The sequence below is a fragment of the Streptomyces sp. NPDC058092 genome, from assembly GCF_042884935.1.
Lineage (GTDB): Bacteria > Actinomycetota > Actinomycetes > Streptomycetales > Streptomycetaceae > Streptomyces.
The window spans coordinates 309,716-329,720 of record NZ_JBHVSY010000002.1; the positions used below are offsets into that span (position 1 = coordinate 309,716).

A 20,005-nucleotide genomic window follows, 5' to 3' on the forward strand; every position below is an offset into this window, starting at 1 on the left:
GGACCCGGAAGCGGTCCGTGGCCGGCACCGGGTGCGTACGCGGGCGGTCCGGAGCTTGTGCCGGGTGCCGGGTGCCGGATGGTCCGGGTATGCGCCGGGTATGTGCCGGGTGTACGGGAGTGGTTGGTGGTCAGCGTCGGCTGCGTGGACGGGCGATATGGGCAGGGGCGCGGCCGGTCGTACGTACCTCGGGTTCCGGCTCCGTGGCGGCGGCCTCGGCGAGGCGGACCAGCCGGGACTCGCAGTGGTCCAGCCAGCGGGCCTCCGCCTCCGACTGGAAGATCAGCTGTTCCAGTACGAGCAGCCAGGCGACTTCGTCGCGGTTGGCCGGGACATCGGCGAGGGCCTGCGCCTTGAGGCGGGTGTAGTCCTGCATCGCCTTCAGGGTGTGGCGGCGCTGGGACTGGAAGACGGCCCGGATGTCCACACCGGGCGCGCCGACCGCCATGGCGAGCTTGATGGCCAGCTCGTCACGGGGCGGATTGCTGCGGTCGACGGGCGTCTCGAACCAGTTGCGCAGCTCGGTGCGGCCGTCGTCGGTGATGGCGTAGAGGGCGTGCCCCTGGTCGTCCTCGTCGTCCTGGACGACCAGGCCGTCGCGCTCCAGTCGGCTCAGCGTCGTGTACACCTGGCCGACATTGAGCGGCCAGGTGGAGCCGGTGCGCGACTCGAATTCGGTGCGGAGCCGGGAGCCGTATCGGGGCCCCCGTTCGAGCAGGGCCAGTAGCCCGTGACGAATCGACATACTGAGTATGTATACCCAGTATGTTGCTCGGTGCAAGTCACGCCCGGCGTGCCTGCGCGCTGATTGCGGGCCCGTGGGGCCGTCTCAGGCCGAGCGGCGCATACGGAACGCGAGGAAGCCCAGCCCCAGTCCTATCAGCGTGATTCCCGCGCCCAGGGACACCTGCTTCACGCGCTGTACGGCCGGCCTGTCGAGGGCCTGCGGCGCGAGTCGGCCGGGCTCGGGGGACGTGCTCGCCGCGGGTATCGCGGCGGGGACAAGCCCCGGATCGGTCGCCGTGGGCCACGTGTCGGGCGCGTCGGACGTGTCGGGCGCGTCGGGCGCGTCGGGCGCGTCGGGCGCGTCGGGCTGGACGGGGTCGTCGGGCCCGTCGGGCTCGCCGGAAGAGCTGTCCGCGGGTGCGAGCGGCCGCCCGGGCCGCAGCCGCCCCTCACCGGCCTCGCGCCCGGCGAGCGGGGTCTGCGCTTCGCGGGGCGGCGACTTCGGGTCCGCAGCGGTGGAGGACGGCGGGCCGGAGGGGGAGACCGAAGGGGAGCCGGATGCCGGGGAAGAGGGCAGCGGAGGCGCCGGGGGCGCGGGGGCGGCCGAGCCGCCGCCCGAGGGGGTGGTCGTCGGTATGGCCGAGGGTTCGGCCGAAGGGGTGGTCGACCCCTTGCCCGACGGTTGGGCACCCGGGTCACCGGGGCCGGTGGAGGGGTGGGCGGAAGATGCGGCGGAGGCCTGCGCGGGAGGTGTCGCCGAGCCGCTGACCGCCCCCGGCGCCCCACCGGGGGTGCGCCGGTCCGCGTGCGCCTGGCCTGTCGCGGCCCCCAATGCCGCGCCCGCCGAGAATATGAGGCAGACCACGCACCTCGTGGACCGTGATGGGAGAAGTCCTTGAGCCATGGGGTCAGCGTCACATGTGACGATATGTCCGGCATCTCGGATATGTGGCGTCCTCAGGACGTCGCCCGCGCCCCGCCACTGCCGCGTGAGCGCGTACCGCGTCCGCTCAGGCCGGGTCGCCCGTCGCGATGCGGAGTTCGAAGTGGGCGCCCCTCTTGGGCACGGCGGTTCCGGAGGTCGGGAACTGGTCGATGACCTGGTCCTCCGCGTAGGCGTTCCCCGGCACCTTGATCTCCTTGATCGTCCAGCCCGCCGCGTCCGCGCACGCCTTCGCGGACAGGATGTCCTTGTAGAGGAAGCTCGGTGCGTCGACCTTGTTCGGGTCGTCGTCGTCCTCCATGGCGTCCGTGCAGGCATCGGTCTTCATCGTCCGGTTCCGTTCCGGATCCTTGTGCTCGCTCGATGCCGACGACTCGTTCGGGGAGGCCCCCTCCGTACCCGGGTCGTTCTTCAGCGCGAGCACCGTGATCAGCCCGCCTATCGCGACCAGCGCGACGACGATCGAGCCGACAATCACCGGCATGTTCCGCCTGGCGTCGCCCCCGCCGGAGCCGCCCTGCGTCTGCGGCGCGATCGTGTACGGCGGCGGGGTCTGCTGCTGCATCGGGGACACGGGGGCCATCGGGGACACGGGGGCCATCGGCGCCTGGCTCTGGTACGCCGGAGCAGACTGCGGATAGCCGTACGACGGGGCCGGGGTGGGCGCCGGGGTCGGTGCACCGTACGGCCCCGACGGGTACGGGCCCGGCTGGTACGGCGTCTGGACGTTCTGCGGCGCCGGAGTGGACTGGTCGACCGGCGGGAAGACCGCCGAGCCGACGCCCGAACCGCTGTTCGCCGGGGCGCCACCGCCCGCGACGATCACCGGAGCACCCGTCTGCCCGCTCGCGCTCAGCACGCGCGCGATCTCGTCCTGCATCGCCGCGGCGCTGGGGAAGCGCTCGTTCGGGTTCTTCTTCAGCGCGCGGGCGACGAGCGCGTCCATCGCCGGGGTGATCGACCGGTTGATGGTGGAGGGCGCGACCGGCTCCTCCTGGACGTGCGCGTACGCGATGGCGAGCGGCGAGTCCGCGTCGAACGGGATGCGCCCGGTCAGTAGCTGGAACAGCATGATGCCGACCGAGTACAGGTCGGAGCGCGCGTCCACCCCGCGGCCCAGGGCCTGCTCGGGGGAGAGGTACTGCGGGGTGCCGACGACCATGCCGGTCTGCGTCATCGAGGTGACGCCCGACTGCATGGCGCGGGCGATACCGAAGTCCATGACCTTCACGACACCGCGCTTGGTCACCATCACATTGCCGGGCTTGATGTCACGGTGGACCAGGCCCATCTCGTGGCTGGTGTCCAGCGCGGCCAGCACATCGGCCGTCACCTTGAGCGCCTTGTCGGCCGGCATCGCCCCGTAGTTCTGGATGTCCGCCTGGAGTACGGAGCCGAGCGGCTGCCCCTCCACGTACTCCATGACGATGTACGGCATCAGCGCGCCGCCGAGCTCGTCCTCACCGGTGTCGAAGACCGAGACGATGTTGGTGTGCTGCAGTTTGGCAACGGCCTGTGCCTCGCGCCGGAACCGCTCGCGGAACGACTGCTCGCGGCCCAGCTCCGTGTGGAGCGTCTTGATCGCGACCTGGCGGTCCAGAGCGGAGTCGTACGCCAGGTATACGGACGCCATCCCGCCTTCGCCGAGCAGGTCGCGAAGCTGGTATCGGCCGCCGGCGACCGAACCGCCCGCGTAGCGCCCCTGAGCGCCGTGTGCGCCGTCCTGGCTCATGACTTGCTTCCCCCTCGGCGCGCGACTGACGCGATGATCCCTATTTACGCGCCAAGTCTGCCCGAGGGGTACGACACGTCAAGCCGGGTGCCCGTTCCGTGACCCTACGCACAAGAAGCGTCTCGGAAGCGTTACAGGATCCGCATCGAATTTGCGCGGGCGGCGCGCCGGGCGGTTGGATGACCGGTCCCTCTCGGAAACGGTGTGTCCGGCAAAGGCTGTAGCGTGACGTGGCAATGCAGCTAGACACCGTGAGAACCCGCGGACGCGCGGACAGATACGACGGCGAGGACTGATGGCACCCGATTCCGAAGCAAACGGCGGCGGAGTTTCGGATGGCACCGACTCCTGGGGCATCGGCGGCGTCGTCGGTGACGGCCGTTACCGGATGACCCACCGGCTCGGCCGGGGCGGCATGGCGGAGGTCTTCGCGGCCGAGGACGTCAGACTGGGACGTACGGTCGCGGTGAAGCTCCTGCGTTCCGATCTCGCGGAGGACCCGGTCTCCAAGGCCCGGTTCACGCGCGAGGCGCAGTCGGTCGCGGGCCTCAACCACCATGCCATCGTCGCCGTGTACGACTCCGGCGAGGACGTGGTGGGCGGCCAGACCGTCCCCTACATCGTGATGGAGCTCGTCGAGGGCCGCACCATCCGCGATCTGCTCCTCCAAGCCGAGGCCCCGCCACCCGAGCAGGCCCTGATCATCGTCTCGGGCGTGCTGGAAGCCCTCGCTTACTCGCACCAGCACGGCATCGTGCACCGTGACATCAAGCCCGCCAACGTGATCATCACGAACTCGGGCGCGGTCAAGGTGATGGACTTCGGCATCGCCCGTGCGCTGCACGGCGCGCAGTCGACGATGACGCAGACCGGCATGGTCATGGGCACGCCGCAGTACCTCTCACCCGAGCAGGCGCTGGGCAAGGCCGTCGACCACCGCTCCGACCTCTACGCCACCGGCTGCCTGCTGTACGAACTCCTGGCGCTGCGGCCCCCGTTCACGGGCGAGACGCCGCTCTCTGTCGTATATCAGCATGTGCAGGACATTCCGGTCCCGCCGTCCGAGGTGTTGCACGCGGTGCCGCCGGAGCTGGACGGGCTGGTCATGCGCTCGCTCGCGAAGGACCCGGACGACCGGTTCCAGAGCGCCGAGGAGATGCGCGGCCTCATCCAGTACGGCCTGCAGATGCTCCAGGTGCAGGGTAGCCACACGGGTACGTGGAACACCGGCCCGGTCGCGATGCACGAGGGCGGACACACCCCGGCGATGGGTATCACCGGCGGCACGATGGCGATGGGTCACCCGCAGCACGGGGAAACCTCGCAGGGCCCGATCCTGCCGCCGATGAACCCCGACGACGGGGGCTACGAAGGCGGAAACAGGGGCGGGGGCGGCCGCGGCAAGCTGTGGCTGTTCGTCGTGCTCGCGCTGATCGCGATCGGGGCCGGTGTCGCCATCGCCGTCAGCGCGAACGGCAGCGGCACGAAGCCCGAGAAGACGCCCCCGAAGACCTCCAGTTCACCGTCCTCGCCGGAGAGTTCGCCCGAGCCGAGCGACCAGCAGAGCGAGCAGAGCCAACTGCCGGAGAACTCCACCAGCAACCAGCAGGACTCGCCGCCGCCGAAGAAGTCCTACTCCCCGCCGGTCACCCCGAGCCAGTCGTCCGAGCCTCCGTCGACGGAACCGTCCGCGCCGAATACGGGTGGCACGGGCGACGGCGGCACGGGCACGGCCGACGGCGGCACCGGGACAGCCGACGGCGGTACGGGTACGGCCGACGGCGGCACGGGCACGGCCGACGGTGGCACGGGTACGGCGGACGGCGGTACGGGTACGGCGGACGGCGGCGCCGGGACGCCCGGCGGGGGCACCGGCGACACCACCGGGACCACCGCGGGCACGGCCGGCAACACCGGCACGGTGAAGGGCACCACCGGGTGACCCCGCGGCGTTCACGGCGAGATCCCCCCGTGAACGCGCGAGGTCTCACCCCGTGAACGCCTCGCACACCGCCTCGTACTCGCGAGTCCACCAGACCGCCAGGGCCGACACCGCAGGGAACTGCGGGTCGGCCCTTCGGTCGTGCAGGCAGTACCGCCAGCGCAGTATCCAGAAGTCGTTGAGCCGCTCCCACCACACGCGGTGCACCGCCGCGGCCAGTTCCGCCGCACCCGCCCCGGCCGCCCGCCGGTAGGCCCCCGCGTACGCCCGTACCTTCTCCAGTTCCAGTTTCCCGGCCGGCTGCACGAAGAAGATCGCCGCGGCCCGCACCGCCTCCTCCGCGCGGGGCTGGACCCCCAGCCGGTCCCAGTCGAGGATCGCGACCGGGTCCGTGCCCCGGTAGAGGACGTTCAGCGGGTGGAAATCGCCGTGCACCCACCCGGTGGCCGGGATGTCGGGGGTGGGCGGCCTGCGGTCGGCGTGCTGTTCCAGCAGGGTCCGCCGCTCCAGGAGACGGTGTTCGGCCAGCTCGTCGAAGGAGTCCCGGGGGCGGCGCCCGCGCGCGGCCGCCAGCAGGTCGTCGATCAGCGCGAACGTGTCGGCGGGGTCGGGGCTCCGGTACCCGCCGGACCGCCCCGCGAGCCCCGTGCCCGCCCCCATGACCTGTTCGAGTCCGGTGTGCACGGCTCCGAGCAGCGCCCCGAGCCGCTGCGACTGGGCGGCGGTGAGCTGGGCGCCGGCCCGGTGCAGCCCGTCGACCCAGGGGTGCAGGGCGTAGCACCGGCCGCCGATCTCCGCCACCGTGTCGCCCTCGGTGTCCTCCACGGGCGGGGCGACGGGCACGCCGAGTGACTGGAGCCGCTGGGTGGCGCGGTGCTGGCGGACGATCGTGGCGCGGTCGCCGGTGGAGTCGTCGAGGTGGTGCTTGAGGAAGTAGTGGCCGCGGGTGGTGGAGACGCGGTAGCCGTGGTTGAGGAGGCCCTGGGTGACGGGCTTGCAGGTGAGGGGCTCACCGGCATCCGGGTAGCGGCGCAGCACCTCGTCCACCGGAGGAACGGGCGGACGGGGCACTGCTGAACGGGGCGCGGAGGAGCACAGCACCTCGCCGACCGGCGGAGCAGACGGAAGGGTTACAGATGAGCGCGGCACTCACCAGATGTTAGATCACGCTGCGTTGCGGCTCGGCTGACTTGCGTGGGAGGCCCAGAGTGTGCACGGAGACGAAGTGCGGGTCGACCCCGAGGTAGGCCGGGGAGAAGGGCTCCCCGTTCATCCGGGCGGGGGCGGCGCCGAAGCGCTCCCGCTGCTCGGGGGTCGGGTGCACGATCTCGGCGGGGCCGGTGAACTGCACGGACCACAGCTCACCGGCGTCACCCGAGGGTGTGGTGTTGAAGTTGTCCGCCCCGTACGCCACGACCGTGCCGTCGCAGGCCTCGTGGTAGCCGAGGCCGCTGTGCATCCGCAGGACGACGCGGCCGTCGACCACGATGTGGCGGGCGATCGCCAGTATGGGGAGGGCTCGCATGCTCGTCGCCAGTCGGCCGTACGGGACGCGGCCGAGCAGATCGATCGCGTGGAGTTCCTCGGAGGACATGCCCTCCACTCTCCGCCACCGGGGAGACCGTAAAAAAGAGGCCGCAGCCCCAGGTGGTCCGGGACCAAAGTCCCGGAGATCACCGAGGACCACGGCCGCTCCGTGCGCGTCCCGGTTCTTCCGGCGTACGGTGCCGGCCCGCGTCCGGGCCGTTTTGGCGCGCGCCGGACAGTCCGTGCCGGCCGGATCAGGCCGTCCCGCCGTTCAGCCCCCGACCGGCCGCGTCGGGCAGTATCCCGCCGCCTCCCGCCGTCCCGCCGTTCAGCCCTTCTCGGCCTGCAGCCTGGCCACGTACGCGGCGGCCTGCGAGCGCCGTTCCATGCCCAGCTTGGAGAGCAGGCTGGAGACATAATTCTTGATCGTCTTCTCGGCGAGGTGCAGCCGCTCGCCGATCGCCCGGTTCGTCAGCCCCTCCCCGATCAGATCGAGGATCTTGCGCTCCTGATCGGTGAGACTGTCGAGCTTGTCGTCGCCCCGGCTCTTCTTTCCCTCGCGCAGCCGCTCCAGCACCCGGGCGGTCGCGACCGGGTCCAGCAGCGACTTCCCGGCCGCCACATCCCGTACCGCGCTCAGCAGTTCGTTGCCGCGGATCGCCTTCAGCACATACCCCGAGGCGCCCGCCATGATCGCGTCGAACAGCGCCTCGTCATCGGCGTACGAGGTCAGCATCAGGCATTTGATGCTCTCGTCCTGGGAACGGATCTCCCGGCAGACCTCCACCCCGCTCCCGTCCGGCAGCCGTACGTCGAGCACCGCCACATCGGGCCGGGTCGCGGGGATGCGGACCAGCGCGTCCGCCGCCGTGCCGGCCTCGCCGACGACCTCGATGTCGTCCTCGACCGAGAGCAATTCATGGACTCCACGCCGGACGACTTCGTGGTCGTCCAGCAGAAAAACAGTGATTTTTCCTTGTTCGCGCACAAAACGCAGTCTCACACACTCACCTCTTCCCTGCCGCCGAACGGCGGGATAACGTGCCGTTGTTCCGGCGGCCTGCAAGGCTGTTCCCAGTGCTGTGACCAGCGAGAGTTCCCGACTTTTTCGATTTACTTGGAAATCCAAGCAAAATCGCAGGTCAGATAGGGTTTCGCAGTTATGCGGCGTACTGGGTAACGTGCTTTTGGCAGGGCGCTCGCCGGGGCACCTGTCACGCCTGTTCCCGGACCGAGCGGCACCCACCCCGTGCACGGGTACGGACACAGGCGAGCCGCACTGGCTTCCCGGCAGACCCCGGGGGCCGGACCGACGGAGGAGCACGCACGTGACCGTGGAGAGCACTGCCGCGAGCAAACCGCGACGCAGCAGTAAGCGGACCAGCGCCGTGAAAACGCCCGCTAGGACGTCCGCCAGGACGTCCGCCAAGACGCCACAGAGTTCCGAGCCCGAGCTCGTACAGCTGCTGACGCCCGAGGGCGAGCGGGTGGAGCATCCGGACTACGGGATCGACCTGACCGCCGAAGAACTGCGCGGTCTGTACCGGGACATGGTCCTGACCCGCCGCTTCGACGCCGAGGCCACCGCCCTGCAGCGCCAGGGCGAGCTGGGCCTGTGGGCCTCGCTGCTCGGACAGGAGGCCGCCCAGATCGGCTCCGGCCGGGCCCTGCGCGACGACGACTACGTCTTCCCGACGTACCGCGAGCACGGTGTCGCCTGGTGCCGGGGCGTCGACCCGACCAATCTGCTCGGGATGTTCCGCGGTGTGAACCACGGCGGCTGGGACCCGAACAGCAACAACTTCCACCTGTACACGATCGTCATCGGCTCGCAGACCCTGCACGCCACCGGCTACGCCATGGGCGTCGCCAAGGACGGCGCGGACTCGGCCGTGATCGCGTACTTCGGGGACGGCGCCTCCAGTCAGGGCGACGTCGCCGAGGCGTTCACCTTCTCCGCGGTCTACAACGCCCCGGTCGTCTTCTTCTGCCAGAACAACCAGTGGGCGATCTCCGAGCCGACCGAGAAGCAGACCCGCGTCCCGCTCTACCAGCGCGCACAGGGCTTCGGCTTCCCCGGAGTCCGGGTCGACGGCAACGACGTACTCGCCTGCCTGGCCGTCACCAGGTCGGCGCTGGAGCGGGCCCGCCGGGGGGAGGGGCCCACGCTCGTCGAGGCGTTCACCTACCGGATGGGCGCGCACACCACCTCCGACGACCCGACGAAGTACCGGGCGGACGAGGAGCGCGCCTCCTGGGAGGCCAAGGACCCGATCCTGCGGCTGCGCGCGTACCTGGAGAAGGAGGGCGCCGCCGACGAGGCGTTCTTCACCGCGCTGGACGAGGAGAGCGAAGCGCTCGGCAAGCGGGTGCGCGAGGCGGTACGGGCGATGCCCGATCCCGACCCGATCGCGATCTTCGACCACGCCTACGCCGACGGGAACCCGCTCGTCGACGAGGAGCGCGCCCAGTTCGCCGCCTACCAGGCATCGTTCGCCGAGGAGGGCAACTAGCCATGGCCATGGAAAAGATGTCCATTGCGAAGGCTCTCAACGAGTCGCTGCGCAAGGCCCTCGACACCGACCCCAAGGTCCTCATCATGGGTGAGGACGTCGGCAAGCTGGGCGGGGTCTTCCGGATCACCGACGGACTCCAGAAGGACTTCGGCGAGGACCGGGTCATCGACACCCCGCTCGCCGAGTCCGGCATCGTCGGTACGGCGATCGGCCTGGCCCTGCGCGGCTACCGGCCCATCGTGGAGATCCAGTTCGACGGCTTCGTCTTCCCCGCGTACGACCAGATCGTCACGCAGCTCGCCAAGATGCACGCCCGCGCGCTCGGCAAGATCAAGCTGCCGGTCGTCGTGCGGATTCCGTACGGTGGCGGCATCGGCGCCGTCGAGCACCACAGCGAGTCCCCCGAGGCCCTGTTCGCGCACGTCGCGGGCCTGAAGGTGGTCTCGCCCTCGAACGCGAGCGACGCCTACTGGATGATGCAGCAGGCCGTCCAGAGCGACGACCCGATCATCTTCTTCGAGCCGAAGCGCCGCTACTGGGACAAGGGCGAGGTCGAGACCGACTCCATCCCCGGTCCGCTGCACCGGGCCTCGGTGGCGCGTACGGGCTCCGACCTGACGCTCGTCGCGTACGGCCCGATGGTGAAGGTCTGTCTGGAAGCGGCCGCGGCCGCCCAGGAGGAGGGCAAGTCGATCGAGGTCCTGGACCTGCGCTCGATGTCCCCGATCGACTTCGACGCCATCCAGAACTCGGTCGAGAAGACCGGCCGGCTCGTCGTGGTCCACGAGGCGCCGGTGTTCTACGGCTCCGGCGCCGAGATCGCCGCCCGGATCACCGAGCGCTGCTTCTACCACCTGGAGGCACCGGTGCTGAGGGTCGGCGGCTACCACGCCCCGTACCCGCCGGCGCGGCTGGAGGACGAGTACCTGCCGGGTCTCGACCGTGTGCTCGACGCCGTCGACCGCTCGCTGGCGTACTGAGGACTGGGGCGTGACAACGATGACCGACACTTCCAACGCTGCTCGCTTCCGTGAGTTCAAGATGCCCGACGTGGGCGAGGGACTGACCGAGGCCGAGATCCTCAAGTGGTACGTCCAGCCCGGCGACACCGTCACCGACGGTCAGGTCGTGTGCGAGGTCGAGACGGCGAAGGCGGCCGTGGAGCTGCCGATTCCGTACGACGGGGTGGTGCACGAGCTGCGCTTCCCCGAGGGCACGACCGTCGACGTCGGCCAGGTGATCATCGCGGTGGACGTGGCCCCGGGCACCGGTGACGCGGCCCCGGCGCCCGAGCCGGCCGCGCAGCCGGAACCGGAGCCCGAGGCTCCCAAGGGCCGTCAGCCCGTCCTCGTGGGGTACGGCGTCGCCGAGACCTCCACGAAGCGGCGCGCCCGCAAGGGCGCCGCGGCGCCGGCGCCCGCCGCGGCGGCCGCGATCCAGGGCGAGTTGAACGGCCACGGCGCCGTGGCTGTCCGGGAGAGCAGGCCGCTCGCCAAGCCGCCGGTGCGCAAGCTGGCCAAGGACCTGGGCATCGACCTGGCGACGGTCGTCCCGACCGGCGAGGGCGGGATCATCACCCGCGACGACGTGCACGCGGCGGCCACGCCCGTACCGGCCCAGGCGCAGGCCCCCGTCATCCCCGCACCGGTGCAGGGCGCCCCGGCCCCCGAGGCACCGGTCGCGGGCGCGCGGGAGACCCGTATCCCGGTCAAGGGCGTACGGAAGGCCATCGCCCAGGCGATGGTCGGCAGCGCCTTCACGGCCCCGCATGTCACCGAGTTCGTGACCGTCGACGTGACGCGCACGATGAAGCTGGTGGCGGAGCTCAAGGAGGACAAGGAGATGGCGGGGGTGCGGGTCAACCCGCTCCTGATCATCGCCAAGGCGCTCCTGGTCGCGATCAAACGGAACCCGGGCGTCAACGCCGCCTGGGACGAGGCGAACCAGGAGATCGTCCAGAAGCACTATGTGAACCTGGGCATCGCCGCCGCCACCCCGCGCGGTCTGATCGTGCCGAACATCAAGGACGCGCACGACATGACCCTGCCGGAGCTCGCCGCGGCGCTGGGCGAGCTGGTCTCCACGGCGCGTGAGGGCAGGACGTCCCCGGCGGCCATGGCGGGCGGCACGGTGACGATCACCAACGTCGGCGTCTTCGGCGTCGACACGGGTACGCCGATCCTGAACCCGGGCGAGTCCGCGATTCTCGCGGTCGGCGCGATCAAGCTCCAGCCCTGGGTCCACAAGGGGAAGGTGAAGCCCCGTCAGGTCACCACCCTGGCCCTGTCGTTCGATCACCGCCTGATCGACGGCGAACTCGGCTCCAAGGTCCTGGCGGACGTTGCCGCGATCCTGGAACAGCCGAAGCGGCTGATCACCTGGGCGTAGCTGTACGAGATGGGCCCGCGCGAAGTTCGCGCGGGCCCATCGGCATGCCCGGCCTCTGCCGCAGGGCGAGTTCGGCGAACACGGTCTTGCCGACGGTGCGCGGCTCGACGCCCCAGTGGTCCGCGATCCGCGCGACGATCAGGAGGCCCCGGCCGTAGCACTCCTCGGCGGTCGCCTCGCGCGGGTCCGGTAGCCGTTCGCCGCGCGGGTCGCTGACCGAGATCCGGAGCGCGGTCGCGGTGAGGGTGAGCTGCACCCGGAAGAGTCGCCCCCGCACGGCTCCGTGCAGCAGCGCGTTGGTCGCCAACTCGCTGACCAGCAACGCCGCGTCGCCGGCCAGGCCCGGATGGCCCCACTCCCGAACGAGCCGCGCGGTACGGCGCCGGGAGAGCGAGACGCTGCGGGCGGTCGGGGTGAAGTCGAGCCGGTCCTCGCGGAGGACGGGCTCGGGGACGGAGATCTGTTCGGCTGCGGTCATGGGCGCGTACCTCTCGGTGAGGGGGCGGTGGCGATGCCGCGCCTGCGGGGCGCCGGTTTCGGCGCGGGGCAGGGCGGTGCACTTCCGCCGGTGTCGGCTCCGCTGTGCGAGCGGTGGAACACCGACGGTAGCGGTGTGATTGCGTACGCAGCAATAAGTTCGGGCAGAAATTTCTCTGCCCTAGTTGGTGTTCGAGGAGAATGAGTCCGAGACTTGGGCGACTCGGCGGAGGGATGCGACGTGGCAGGTAACAGCCCTGATCGGGGCCGGACGGTTTCGACTGTGCTCGGGCGCCGTCTCGGCGGGGAGTTGTTGCGCATGCGCGAGGGGCGCTCCCTACGGCAATCGCACGCTGCGCAGGCGCTGACGGCGTCGGTTGCCAAGGTTGCGAAGATCGAGCGGGGCCTCGTACCGATACGGGACCCCGACATCAGGGCCTTGTGCCACCTGTACGGCGAGGTTGACGCCGATTTCATCGACAGGTTGCTGGCACTCGCCAAGACTGACCGCGAACGTCGCAAGGCAAGTGGTTGGTGGAATCAGTACCCGGGACTTCAGTCCATGGCCGAGTACGTGGCTCTGGAGGACATCGCCACCAGTCTTCGCACCTGGCAAGTCGCCATCGTGCCCGGACTGTTGCAGACCCCGGACTACGCCAGAGCGCTCGCTGTGGGAAACGGGTCCTGGGAGGACCCCGACGAGATTGAACCCTTCGTCGAGTCCCGGATGGCGCGGCAGGCGCGGTTGAGCGGCGACCGACCGCTTGAGCTGCGGGTGGTGGTGCACGAAGGCGCCCTGCGTCAGTTGGTTGGCGGACGCGAGGTGATGAGGGAACAGCTCGGCAGGCTGCTGGATGTGGCGCGGCAGCCGAACGTGAAGCTTCAGGTGATGCCGTACATCGCAGGTGCTCACCCCGGCATGACAAGCGCCTTCACCATCGTGTCCTTCGCTGAACCGGGAGCGCTCGACGTGGTTCACATGGATACGACCTCGACCACTCTCTGGCTGGAGAGCGATACTGATGCCGAGCGCCACGGCAGCCTTTTCGACCGCATCTCACGTCTGGGGCTTGCGCAACACACCTCGGTCAGACTCATCAACGCCATCCTCAGGGAGCTGTAAACCGCGTGCCCGGGTACAAGTTCGTCAAGTCCAGCTACAGCGGCGGCAACGCGGGCCAGGAGTGCGTCGAGGTTGCCCGCAACATCCCCCGCACCGTAGCCGTCCGCGACTCCAAGCGGCCCGACGGCCCCGTCATCGTCCTCGGCCCCGCCGCCTGGGACGCCTTCCGGGTGGGGCTGGTCGGGTCGGACTGACCCGGATCGGCGAGCAACTCCTCGGAGCGGAGGAATCGACATCGGCTCGCCCCCTGGGACCGCACGGCACGGCAGCGGTTCGCAAAGGAATTCCGCTGGTCAATGTCCGGATATTCGCCGGGAATTGAGCTGCGGAGGTCCGCTGCTAGGGTGACCCGATGGCATCGGTCAAGAAGATCCAGATCACTTTCGACTGTGCGGACCCCGAGCGTGTCGCCCGTTTCTGGTGCGAGGTGCTGGGGTACGTCGCACCGCTGCCGCCGGAGGGGTTTGACTCCTGGGACGCCTACAACGACTCGCTGCCGCCCGAGGAGCGGGGTGCGTGGTTCGCGTGCTCCGATCCCACGGGTGAGGGCCCGCGCATGTACTTCCAGCGCGTTCCCGAAGGCAAGGTCGCCAAGAACAGGGTGCACGTCGATGTGAGGGCCGGCACCGGGCTCGTGGGTGCGGAGCGGCTGGCCGTGCTTGAGGCCGAACGCGATCGGCTGGTGGCGCTCGGCGCGGTGTGCGTGAAGGTGCTGTATGCCGACGAGAACAACGAGTCGTGCATCAATATGCAGGACGTCGAGGGCAACGAGTTCTGTCTCGACTGAGCATCCTCCGGTACAGCGAGAGGGGGCCCGCGTGCGGGCCCCCTCTTTGCGTGCGTTGCCGGACGGGCTACTTCTTGAAGGAGTAGTCCATGATCTTCTTCATGTCCGCGGTGCGGGTGGTCGCGCTGGTGGAGGTGAGCACCGTGCCGATGACCGTCTTGCCGTTGCGGGTCGCGGCGAAGACCAGGCAGTACTTGGCCGTCGGGCCGGAACCGGTCTTCACGCCGATCGCGCCGCTGTAGCTGCTGAGCATCGTGTTGGTGTTGGACCACGACATGTAGCGGTAGCCGCCACTCTTCGTGGTGACCGTCTGCTTGGTCGACTTGGTCTTCACGACCGTGCGGAACGTGGAACTCTTCATCGCGTTGCTCGCGAGCTTCGTCAGATCGCGCGGCGTCGAGTAGTTCGAGCCGTTCCCTATGCCGTCGAACGAGTCGAAGTGGGTGTTCGTCATTCCGAGCGACTTGGCCTGGGCGTTCATCTTGCCGATGAACGACTTCACGCGGGCCGCCCGGGTGGTGCCGGAGCCGAACTTGTCGGCCAGCGCGTACGCGGCGTCACAGCCGGACGGCAGCATCAGGCCGTACAGCAGCTGGCGGACCGTGACCTTGTCGCCCACGATCAGGTGGGCCGACGAGGCGCCCTTGGAGACGATGTAGTCGCTGTACGCCTTCTGGATCGTGACCTTGGAATCCAGGTTGAGATTCGTCTGTGCCAGGACGACCTTGGCAGTCATGATCTTGGTGGTGGAACCGGTGGAGCGACGGGTGTCCGCGGCCTTGGAGTACAGGGTCTTCGCGGTGCCGTTGTTCATCACGTAACCGCCCTTGGCGGTGATCGTGGGAGTGGGCAGCGTGGCGGCCTGCGCCGTGGAGGCGAACGCGCTGCCAGCTATGACAGCACCCGCGGTGAGGGCCACGGTGGCAGCGGCCGAAACGCGGTTTATGCCCTTGATGCCGATTTTCAACTTGAACGCTCCAAATGCCCCTGGAATGCGGCCACATGAGGGTGCCGCTCGGTGATGAGACTCATGAGACCCGGGGAAGGATGTGCTGATTCCTCGGGCAATTCCGGGGCTACGGGTGGTTCAGGGCATAGAGCGGCGCGCCGTCCGGTGCGGCGCCACCGGAGCGGAGGCAGGCGTGCTTGCGCATCGTTGATGTCGATTGCGTCACGCTGTGCGTCGGGTGTCCGTCCCGCTCCGCCGGTCGCTGCCGTCGCGTTCGGCCGAGGTTTCACCTGTCCGGATTTTGGACGAGTGTCATCATGTACGCATCTTGTATCTATGCTGTGTACATGCCTGCCGCACCCCCAGCCGTGAAGCCCCGTGTGAAGTCCGCCGAGAAGTCTTCCGTCAAGCAGCCCCCCGCTGCCGAGCGCGTCTACGCCCATATCAAGGAAGCCGTCCTGGACCGTCGCTACGAGGGCGGCACTCTCCTCACCGAAGGTGATCTCGCGGAGGCCGTCGGAGTCTCCCGCACGCCCGTGCGCGAGGCGCTGCTGCGGCTGGAGGTCGAGGGGCTGATCAAGCTGTATCCGAAGAAGGGGGCTCTCGTGCTCGCCGTCTCCGCCCAGGAGATCGCGGACGTGGTGGAGACCCGGCTGCTGGTCGAGGAGTTCGCGGCCCGCAAGGCCGTGCCCGCCTCCGCGCAGTTGATCGGGCGGCTCGAAGAACTTCTCGATGAACAGCGGAAGTTGGCGGAGGCAGGGGATCTGGCCGCCGTGTCCGTGAAGGACCGCTGCTTCCACGCCGAGATCGTGCGCAACGCGGGCAACGACATCCTCTCGCGCCTCTACGACCAGCTGCGCGACCGGCAGTTGAGGATGGGCGTCGCCGTGATGGAGGCGCACCCGGGGAGGATCGCCGCGAACATCACCGAGCACGGTGAGCTGCTGGAGGCCATCAGGTCCGGTGACGCGGACGGTGCCGCGCAGGTCGTGCGGCGCCATGTCAGCCGGGTCAAGGTGCTCGTCAGGGGTGAGGACCGGTGAGTTCCGCCGCCGCACCCACCCTGTCCCTGCCCGGCGATCCGCCCGGCGGCCGGCGTGCCGCGTGGGTCTGGGGCATCGGCGTCGCCGTCTACTTCGTCGCCATCATCTTCCGCACCAGCCTGGGTGTCGCCGGACTCGACGCCGCCGACCGGTTCCACGTCGGCGCCTCCGCGCTCTCCACGTTCTCCATCCTCCAGCTGCTCGTCTACGCGGGCATGCAGATACCCGTCGGCCTGATGGTCGACCGGATCGGCACCAAGAAGGTCCTCACCCTCGGGGCCGTCCTGTTCACCCTGGGGCAGCTGGGCTTCGCGCTCTCCCCCTCGTACGGCATGGCGCTGGCGTCCAGGGCGCTGCTCGGCTGCGGCGACGCGATGACGTTCATCAGTGTGCTGCGGCTCGGCGCCCGCTGGTTCCCGGCGCGGCGCGGTCCGCTGATCGGGCAGGTCGCCGCGCTCTTCGGGATGGCGGGCAACCTCGTCTCGACGCTCTTCATCGCGCGGGCCCTGCACGGATTCGGCTGGACCACCACCTTCGTCGGCAGCTCCGTCGCCGGGGTGATCGTCCTCGTGCTTCTCCTGCTGTTCCTGAAGGACCACCCCGAGGGCCACGAACCGCTGCCCGCCGAGCACGCGGGTGCCGCCTACGTGCGCAAGCAGATCGCCGCCGCCTGGCGGGAGCCCGGCACCCGGCTCGGTATGTGGGTGCACTTCACCACGCAGTTCCCGGCCATGGTGTTCCTGCTGCTGTGGGGGCTGCCGTTCCTGGTGGAGGCGCAGGGGCTGAGCCGGTCCACCGCCGGCGAGCTGCTCACCCTGGTGGTGCTCTCCAACATGGCGTTCGGGCTGGTCTACGGGCAGATCATCGCCCGCCACCACGCAGCCCGCGCGCCGCTGGCCCTCGGGACGGCCACGGTGACGGCACTGCTCTGGGCGTCGACCATCTTCTACCCGGGCGACCACGCGCCGATGTGGCTGCTGATCGTCCTGTGCGTGGTGCTCGGCGCCTGCGGTCCCGCCTCGATGATCGGCTTCGACTTCGCACGGCCCGCCAACCCGCCGGAGCGCCAGGGCACCGCGTCGGGCATCGTCAACATGGGCGGCTTCATCGCCTCGATGACCACGCTGTTCGCCGTCGGCGTGCTGCTGGACGCGACCGGGGACAACTACCGGATCGCTTTCGCCTCGGTCTTCGTACTGGAGGCACTCGGCGTCGTACAGATTCTGCGGCTGCACTCCCGGGCCACGCACCGCGAGCGGGACCACCATGTGATCAGCCGCGTGGAGGCCGTGCACGTACCCGCGTGACGCGCCTGTCGCGCCGGATCGGCGGCGCGCCCGTCCTCGCACGACGGGCGCCGCCGACCCACGGTGGCACGGCGCCGGGGCGCTACGGCGTCACGGCGAAGTTCTGCAGGATCGCCGCCGCCAGATCCTGGTCGCCCTCGGTCTTGATCCGGTCCGCGACCGCGCTCGCGCGCACCCGCCCGCAGGCGAGGCGGAAGTACGTCTCCCAGTCCATCGCCAGCGTCACCGCGGGACCGAGCGACGGCGAACCGTCCACCGAACCGCGGCCCTCCGCGTCGACCCTGACCGTGCGCAGGAACTCCATCGGCCCGTGCACATCGAGCACGACCGCCGAATTGGCCGGCGCGCCCGCGTCCTTGGCGACCACCTTCGGCAGCGCGGCGAGCAGGGTGTCCCGGACGACGGAGGCGCCGGGGGAGTCCAGATTGCCGGGCTGCCGCAGCGTCGTCCGCAGGTCCTGCTCATGCACCCAGACGTCGAAGGCCCGCATCCGCAGCGCGAGTTCGAGGGTCTGCTCGGCGCCCAGCGGCGCCCGGACCATGGTCTCGGGGGCACGGGTCTCGTTGCGCAGCTGACGTGCGCGGCGAATGATCGTGTACTCCAGCTCGGAGGTCATCTCCGGCGCGGTGTGGTGACGCCGCACATCGACCTGCATCTCCATGTAGCGAGCGAAGTCGCTCTGCACGTGGAAGAGATCGCGCGGCAGCGTGTGGATCGGACGCGGGTCGCCGAGCTGCTCGCTCTCCATGCCGATGATGTGCGAGACGATGTCACGCACCGACCAGTTGGGGCACGGTGTACGGCTGTTCCACTCTCCCTCGGCGAGCGGCTTCACCAGCTCGGCTATCGACTCGATGGAGTGGGTCCAGGCATCGGCGTAGGTCTGAAGGCTGGAATGGACGGTCACGGGACCCCTCGTGCGGTTCTGCGGTGCATGGGCTGGAGTGCTGGGTGCGGGCGGCGGACTGCGTGGGAGGTTCGATCGCTAAGTTACGCTGCGAGCAGGCACCCCGGCAGTGCTTTCGTGTGACGATCGTAGGCCCGTGTTGACGGCTCGAATGCCAGGACGGTGGTAGTGTGCGCGCCTCCCTCATCCAGATCGCAGTAGACCCGGACGAATCGGTCAATTCCCGTAGGCGGCGGGCGGCTTCGCTGATCGCGGACCAGCGCGGTGCGGATCTGGTGGTTCTACCGGAGCTCTGGCCGGTCGGCGCCTTCGCGTACACCTCCTTCGCCGACGAGGCCGAACCGCTCCAGGGGCCCACCCACGACATCATGGCCAAGGCCGCGGCCGACGCCGGGGTCTGGCTGCACGCGGGCTCCTTCGTCGAGCGCGCGGCCGACGGCACCCTCTACAACACCGCGCTCGTCTTCACGCCCGAGGGCGAGCGGGCCGCCGCGTACCGCAAGGTCCACCGCTTCGGCTTCGACACGGGCGAGGCGGTCATGATGGGCGCCGGCGAGGACCTCGTCACGGTCGCCCTGCCGCAGACCACCCTGGGCCTCGCCACCTGTTACGACCTGCGCTTCCCGGAAATGTTCCGCGGCCTGGTCGACGCGGGTGCCGAGACGCTGATCGTCGCGGCGGGCTGGCCCGAGCGCCGCCGCGCCCACTGGACGCTGCTGGCCCGCGCCCGCGCCGTCGAGAACCAGTCGTACGTCCTGGCCGTCGGCACCGCGGGCACCCACGCCGGAATCCAGCAGGCCGGACACAGCATCGTCGTCGACCCGTGGGGCGAGGTGCTCGCGGAGGCGGGCGCCGACGAGGAGGTGCTGGGCGTGGAGTTCGACCCGGCGAAGGTCGCCGCCACGCGCGAGCAGTTCCCGGCGCTCAAGGACCGGCGGCTGGGACTGGCCCCGCCCGAGACGGGCGAGTAGTCACGTTTCACGTGAAACCGGGTTCGATGTCACCGCCGGACCCACCCGCTGGTCGTTTTGTTCTCAATCTCCCCCGTAGCCTCAAGAGCATGGGGGACCCCCTCGACGGGCTTGATTTTCGAGCTCGTCAGTCCTCGTGCTCCTTGTCGGCGAGCACGATGACGCACACCGATACGGCGATGAGCAGTGCCACGTCGGCGTCCTCCCGTACGACGTCGATGCCGTACGTGTCCCGGACGGTCAGCCACCGCCGCGAGATCTGGGCCAGCAGCTCCCCGTCGTAGTCGATGGCGAACTCGCGGTCCAGGATCTTGCCGCTGACATCGAGCTCGGTACCGTCCACCAGCGTGACCCGGTAGTGGTTGCGCAGCAGCGACAGCCGCTTGCGCTTGACCTCGGCGAGCTGCTCGCCGTCCCGCTCGATGAGCATCGTGTCGCGCAGGCTGAGCAGCTTCTGCCGGATCTCGACCAGAATCCGGCCCTGCGCGTCCTTCAGCTCGAAGGTGTCACGCACCCGCATGGCCTTGCCGTCGACGAGGAAGACCTTGCGACCGTCCGCGTCCTCGATCCAGTAGTCGTCGCCGACAGCGAAGAGCCGTTCACGCACCAGGAATCTCATGGCTCCCAGGTTCCCCCAGGACCGCCCGGAATACGTGGACCCTCCGGA

General features: G+C 69.6%; 20 protein-coding genes. 10 read left to right on the forward strand and 10 right to left on the reverse strand.

Going from position 1 to position 20,005, the window contains the following annotated elements; genetic code table 11:
• Positions 1 to 130: 130 nt before the first annotated feature.
• The 3 genes from ACFVV1_RS05130 to ACFVV1_RS05140 form a co-directional block, all read right to left on the reverse strand.
• A complete protein-coding gene (locus ACFVV1_RS05130; protein WP_389984627.1) occupies positions 131 to 745 on the reverse strand; it encodes a PadR family transcriptional regulator in 615 nt (204 codons plus the stop codon).
• Between the two features lie 84 nt (positions 746 to 829).
• Positions 830 to 1,591, reverse strand: coding sequence for a hypothetical protein (locus ACFVV1_RS05135; protein ID WP_389984630.1), 762 nt, complete (start codon positions 1,589 to 1,591; stop codon positions 830 to 832).
• A 145-nt stretch (positions 1,592 to 1,736) separates the two neighbouring features.
• The gene (locus ACFVV1_RS05140) at positions 1,737 to 3,401 is read right to left on the reverse strand and encodes a protein kinase (RefSeq protein WP_389984633.1); all 1,665 of its coding nucleotides are present in this window, start codon (positions 3,399 to 3,401) and stop codon (positions 1,737 to 1,739) included.
• A gap of 295 nt (positions 3,402 to 3,696) precedes the next feature.
• Between ACFVV1_RS05140 and ACFVV1_RS05145 the strand changes: the two genes are divergently transcribed.
• Positions 3,697 to 5,343, forward strand: a complete 1,647-nt coding sequence (locus tag ACFVV1_RS05145) for a protein kinase (RefSeq protein WP_389984636.1) — start codon at positions 3,697 to 3,699, stop codon at positions 5,341 to 5,343.
• Positions 5,344 to 5,388: 45 nt separating this feature from the next.
• Here the strand turns inward: ACFVV1_RS05145 and ACFVV1_RS05150 are convergent, their stop codons facing one another.
• The 3 genes from ACFVV1_RS05150 to ACFVV1_RS05160 all read right to left on the reverse strand — a co-directional run bounded on the left by ACFVV1_RS05150 (position 5,389) and on the right by ACFVV1_RS05160 (position 7,858).
• Positions 5,389 to 6,381, reverse strand: coding sequence for a phosphotransferase (locus ACFVV1_RS05150; RefSeq protein WP_389985150.1), 993 nt, complete (start codon positions 6,379 to 6,381; stop codon positions 5,389 to 5,391).
• 121 nt (positions 6,382 to 6,502) lie between these two features.
• Entirely contained in the window at positions 6,503 to 6,937 is a 435-nt protein-coding gene (locus ACFVV1_RS05155) for a pyridoxamine 5'-phosphate oxidase family protein (RefSeq protein WP_389984639.1), read from the reverse strand.
• Between the two features lie 261 nt (positions 6,938 to 7,198).
• On the reverse strand, positions 7,199 to 7,858 hold the full coding sequence (locus ACFVV1_RS05160; protein WP_389985153.1) for a response regulator: 660 nt from the start codon (positions 7,856 to 7,858) through the stop codon (positions 7,199 to 7,201).
• A 340-nt stretch (positions 7,859 to 8,198) separates the two neighbouring features.
• Between ACFVV1_RS05160 and pdhA the strand changes: the two genes are divergently transcribed.
• From pdhA to ACFVV1_RS05175, 3 genes are read left to right on the forward strand one after another with little or no spacing between them, the layout of a single operon-like run.
• Positions 8,199 to 9,383 (forward strand): pyruvate dehydrogenase (acetyl-transferring) E1 component subunit alpha, encoded by a 1,185-nt coding sequence (gene pdhA / locus ACFVV1_RS05165; protein ID WP_389984642.1) that lies wholly within the window; start codon positions 8,199 to 8,201, stop codon positions 9,381 to 9,383.
• A 2-nt stretch (positions 9,384 to 9,385) separates the two neighbouring features.
• Complete coding sequence (locus ACFVV1_RS05170) at positions 9,386 to 10,366, forward strand: alpha-ketoacid dehydrogenase subunit beta (protein WP_389984645.1); 981 nt, start codon at positions 9,386 to 9,388, stop codon at positions 10,364 to 10,366.
• Positions 10,367 to 10,376: 10 nt separating this feature from the next.
• Entirely contained in the window at positions 10,377 to 11,774 is a 1,398-nt protein-coding gene (locus ACFVV1_RS05175; RefSeq protein WP_389984648.1) for a dihydrolipoamide acetyltransferase family protein, read from the forward strand.
• Here ACFVV1_RS05175 and ACFVV1_RS05180 read toward each other — a convergent pair.
• A complete protein-coding gene (locus ACFVV1_RS05180) occupies positions 11,761 to 12,252 on the reverse strand; it encodes an ATP-binding protein (RefSeq protein WP_389984651.1) in 492 nt (163 codons plus the stop codon). The genes ACFVV1_RS05175 and ACFVV1_RS05180 overlap by 14 nt on opposite strands.
• 240 nt (positions 12,253 to 12,492) lie before the next feature.
• On the opposite strand from ACFVV1_RS05180, the gene ACFVV1_RS05185 reads away from it, so the two are divergent.
• The 3 genes from ACFVV1_RS05185 to ACFVV1_RS05195 all read left to right on the forward strand — a co-directional run bounded on the left by ACFVV1_RS05185 (position 12,493) and on the right by ACFVV1_RS05195 (position 14,161).
• Positions 12,493 to 13,374, forward strand: coding sequence for a helix-turn-helix domain-containing protein (locus ACFVV1_RS05185; protein WP_389984653.1), 882 nt, complete (start codon positions 12,493 to 12,495; stop codon positions 13,372 to 13,374).
• Between the two features lie 5 nt (positions 13,375 to 13,379).
• Positions 13,380 to 13,568 carry a DUF397 domain-containing protein gene (locus tag ACFVV1_RS05190; RefSeq protein ID WP_389984656.1) on the forward strand — a complete coding sequence of 63 codons (189 nt, stop codon included), beginning with the start codon at positions 13,380 to 13,382 and terminating at the stop codon, positions 13,566 to 13,568.
• A gap of 158 nt (positions 13,569 to 13,726) precedes the next feature.
• Positions 13,727 to 14,161, forward strand: a complete 435-nt coding sequence (locus ACFVV1_RS05195; RefSeq protein ID WP_389984659.1) for a VOC family protein — start codon at positions 13,727 to 13,729, stop codon at positions 14,159 to 14,161.
• A gap of 67 nt (positions 14,162 to 14,228) precedes the next feature.
• Here ACFVV1_RS05195 and ACFVV1_RS05200 read toward each other — a convergent pair whose 3' ends face one another.
• Positions 14,229 to 15,128 carry a D-alanyl-D-alanine carboxypeptidase family protein gene (locus ACFVV1_RS05200; RefSeq protein WP_389984662.1) on the reverse strand — a complete coding sequence of 300 codons (900 nt, stop codon included), beginning with the start codon at positions 15,126 to 15,128 and terminating at the stop codon, positions 14,229 to 14,231.
• Between the two features lie 329 nt (positions 15,129 to 15,457).
• On the opposite strand from ACFVV1_RS05200, the gene ACFVV1_RS05205 reads away from it, so the two are divergent.
• Both ACFVV1_RS05205 and ACFVV1_RS05210 read left to right on the forward strand, forming a co-directional pair.
• Positions 15,458 to 16,153, forward strand: coding sequence for a GntR family transcriptional regulator (locus ACFVV1_RS05205; RefSeq protein ID WP_389984665.1), 696 nt, complete (start codon positions 15,458 to 15,460; stop codon positions 16,151 to 16,153).
• Complete coding sequence (locus ACFVV1_RS05210) at positions 16,150 to 17,460, forward strand: nitrate/nitrite transporter (RefSeq protein ID WP_389984668.1); 1,311 nt, start codon at positions 16,150 to 16,152, stop codon at positions 17,458 to 17,460. The genes ACFVV1_RS05205 and ACFVV1_RS05210 overlap by 4 nt, the downstream gene beginning before the upstream one ends.
• A gap of 82 nt (positions 17,461 to 17,542) precedes the next feature.
• On the opposite strand, the gene ACFVV1_RS05215 is transcribed toward ACFVV1_RS05210, so the two are convergent.
• Entirely contained in the window at positions 17,543 to 18,367 is an 825-nt protein-coding gene (locus ACFVV1_RS05215; protein ID WP_389984671.1) for a maleylpyruvate isomerase family mycothiol-dependent enzyme, read from the reverse strand.
• A gap of 170 nt (positions 18,368 to 18,537) precedes the next feature.
• Between ACFVV1_RS05215 and ACFVV1_RS05220 the strand changes: the two genes are divergently transcribed.
• Positions 18,538 to 19,338: a carbon-nitrogen family hydrolase gene (locus ACFVV1_RS05220; RefSeq protein WP_389984674.1), complete on the forward strand. Its 801-nt coding sequence runs from the start codon at positions 18,538 to 18,540 to the stop codon at positions 19,336 to 19,338.
• Positions 19,339 to 19,465: 127 nt separating this feature from the next.
• Here ACFVV1_RS05220 and ACFVV1_RS05225 read toward each other — a convergent pair whose 3' ends face one another.
• The gene (locus tag ACFVV1_RS05225) at positions 19,466 to 19,957 is read right to left on the reverse strand and encodes an LURP-one-related/scramblase family protein (RefSeq protein ID WP_389984678.1); all 492 of its coding nucleotides are present in this window, start codon (positions 19,955 to 19,957) and stop codon (positions 19,466 to 19,468) included.
• Between the last annotated feature and the right edge of the window lie 48 nt (positions 19,958 to 20,005).

Coding starts and splice junctions, on each gene's coding strand:
- ACFVV1_RS05180 (WP_389984651.1), bottom strand. CDS start 12,252: ATGACCGCAGCCGAACAGATCTCCGTCCCCGAGCCCGTCCTCCGCGAG.
- ACFVV1_RS05225 (WP_389984678.1), bottom strand. CDS start 19,957: ATGAGATTCCTGGTGCGTGAACGGCTCTTCGCTGTCGGCGACGACTAC.
- ACFVV1_RS05205 (WP_389984665.1), top strand. CDS start 15,458: ATGCCTGCCGCACCCCCAGCCGTGAAGCCCCGTGTGAAGTCCGCCGAG.
- ACFVV1_RS05195 (WP_389984659.1), top strand. CDS start 13,727: ATGGCATCGGTCAAGAAGATCCAGATCACTTTCGACTGTGCGGACCCC.
- ACFVV1_RS05140 (WP_389984633.1), bottom strand. CDS start 3,401: ATGAGCCAGGACGGCGCACACGGCGCTCAGGGGCGCTACGCGGGCGGT.
- ACFVV1_RS05145 (WP_389984636.1), top strand. CDS start 3,697: ATGGCACCCGATTCCGAAGCAAACGGCGGCGGAGTTTCGGATGGCACC.
- ACFVV1_RS05130 (WP_389984627.1), bottom strand. CDS start 745: ATGTCGATTCGTCACGGGCTACTGGCCCTGCTCGAACGGGGGCCCCGA.
- ACFVV1_RS05155 (WP_389984639.1), bottom strand. CDS start 6,937: ATGTCCTCCGAGGAACTCCACGCGATCGATCTGCTCGGCCGCGTCCCG.
- ACFVV1_RS05170 (WP_389984645.1), top strand. CDS start 9,386: ATGGCCATGGAAAAGATGTCCATTGCGAAGGCTCTCAACGAGTCGCTG.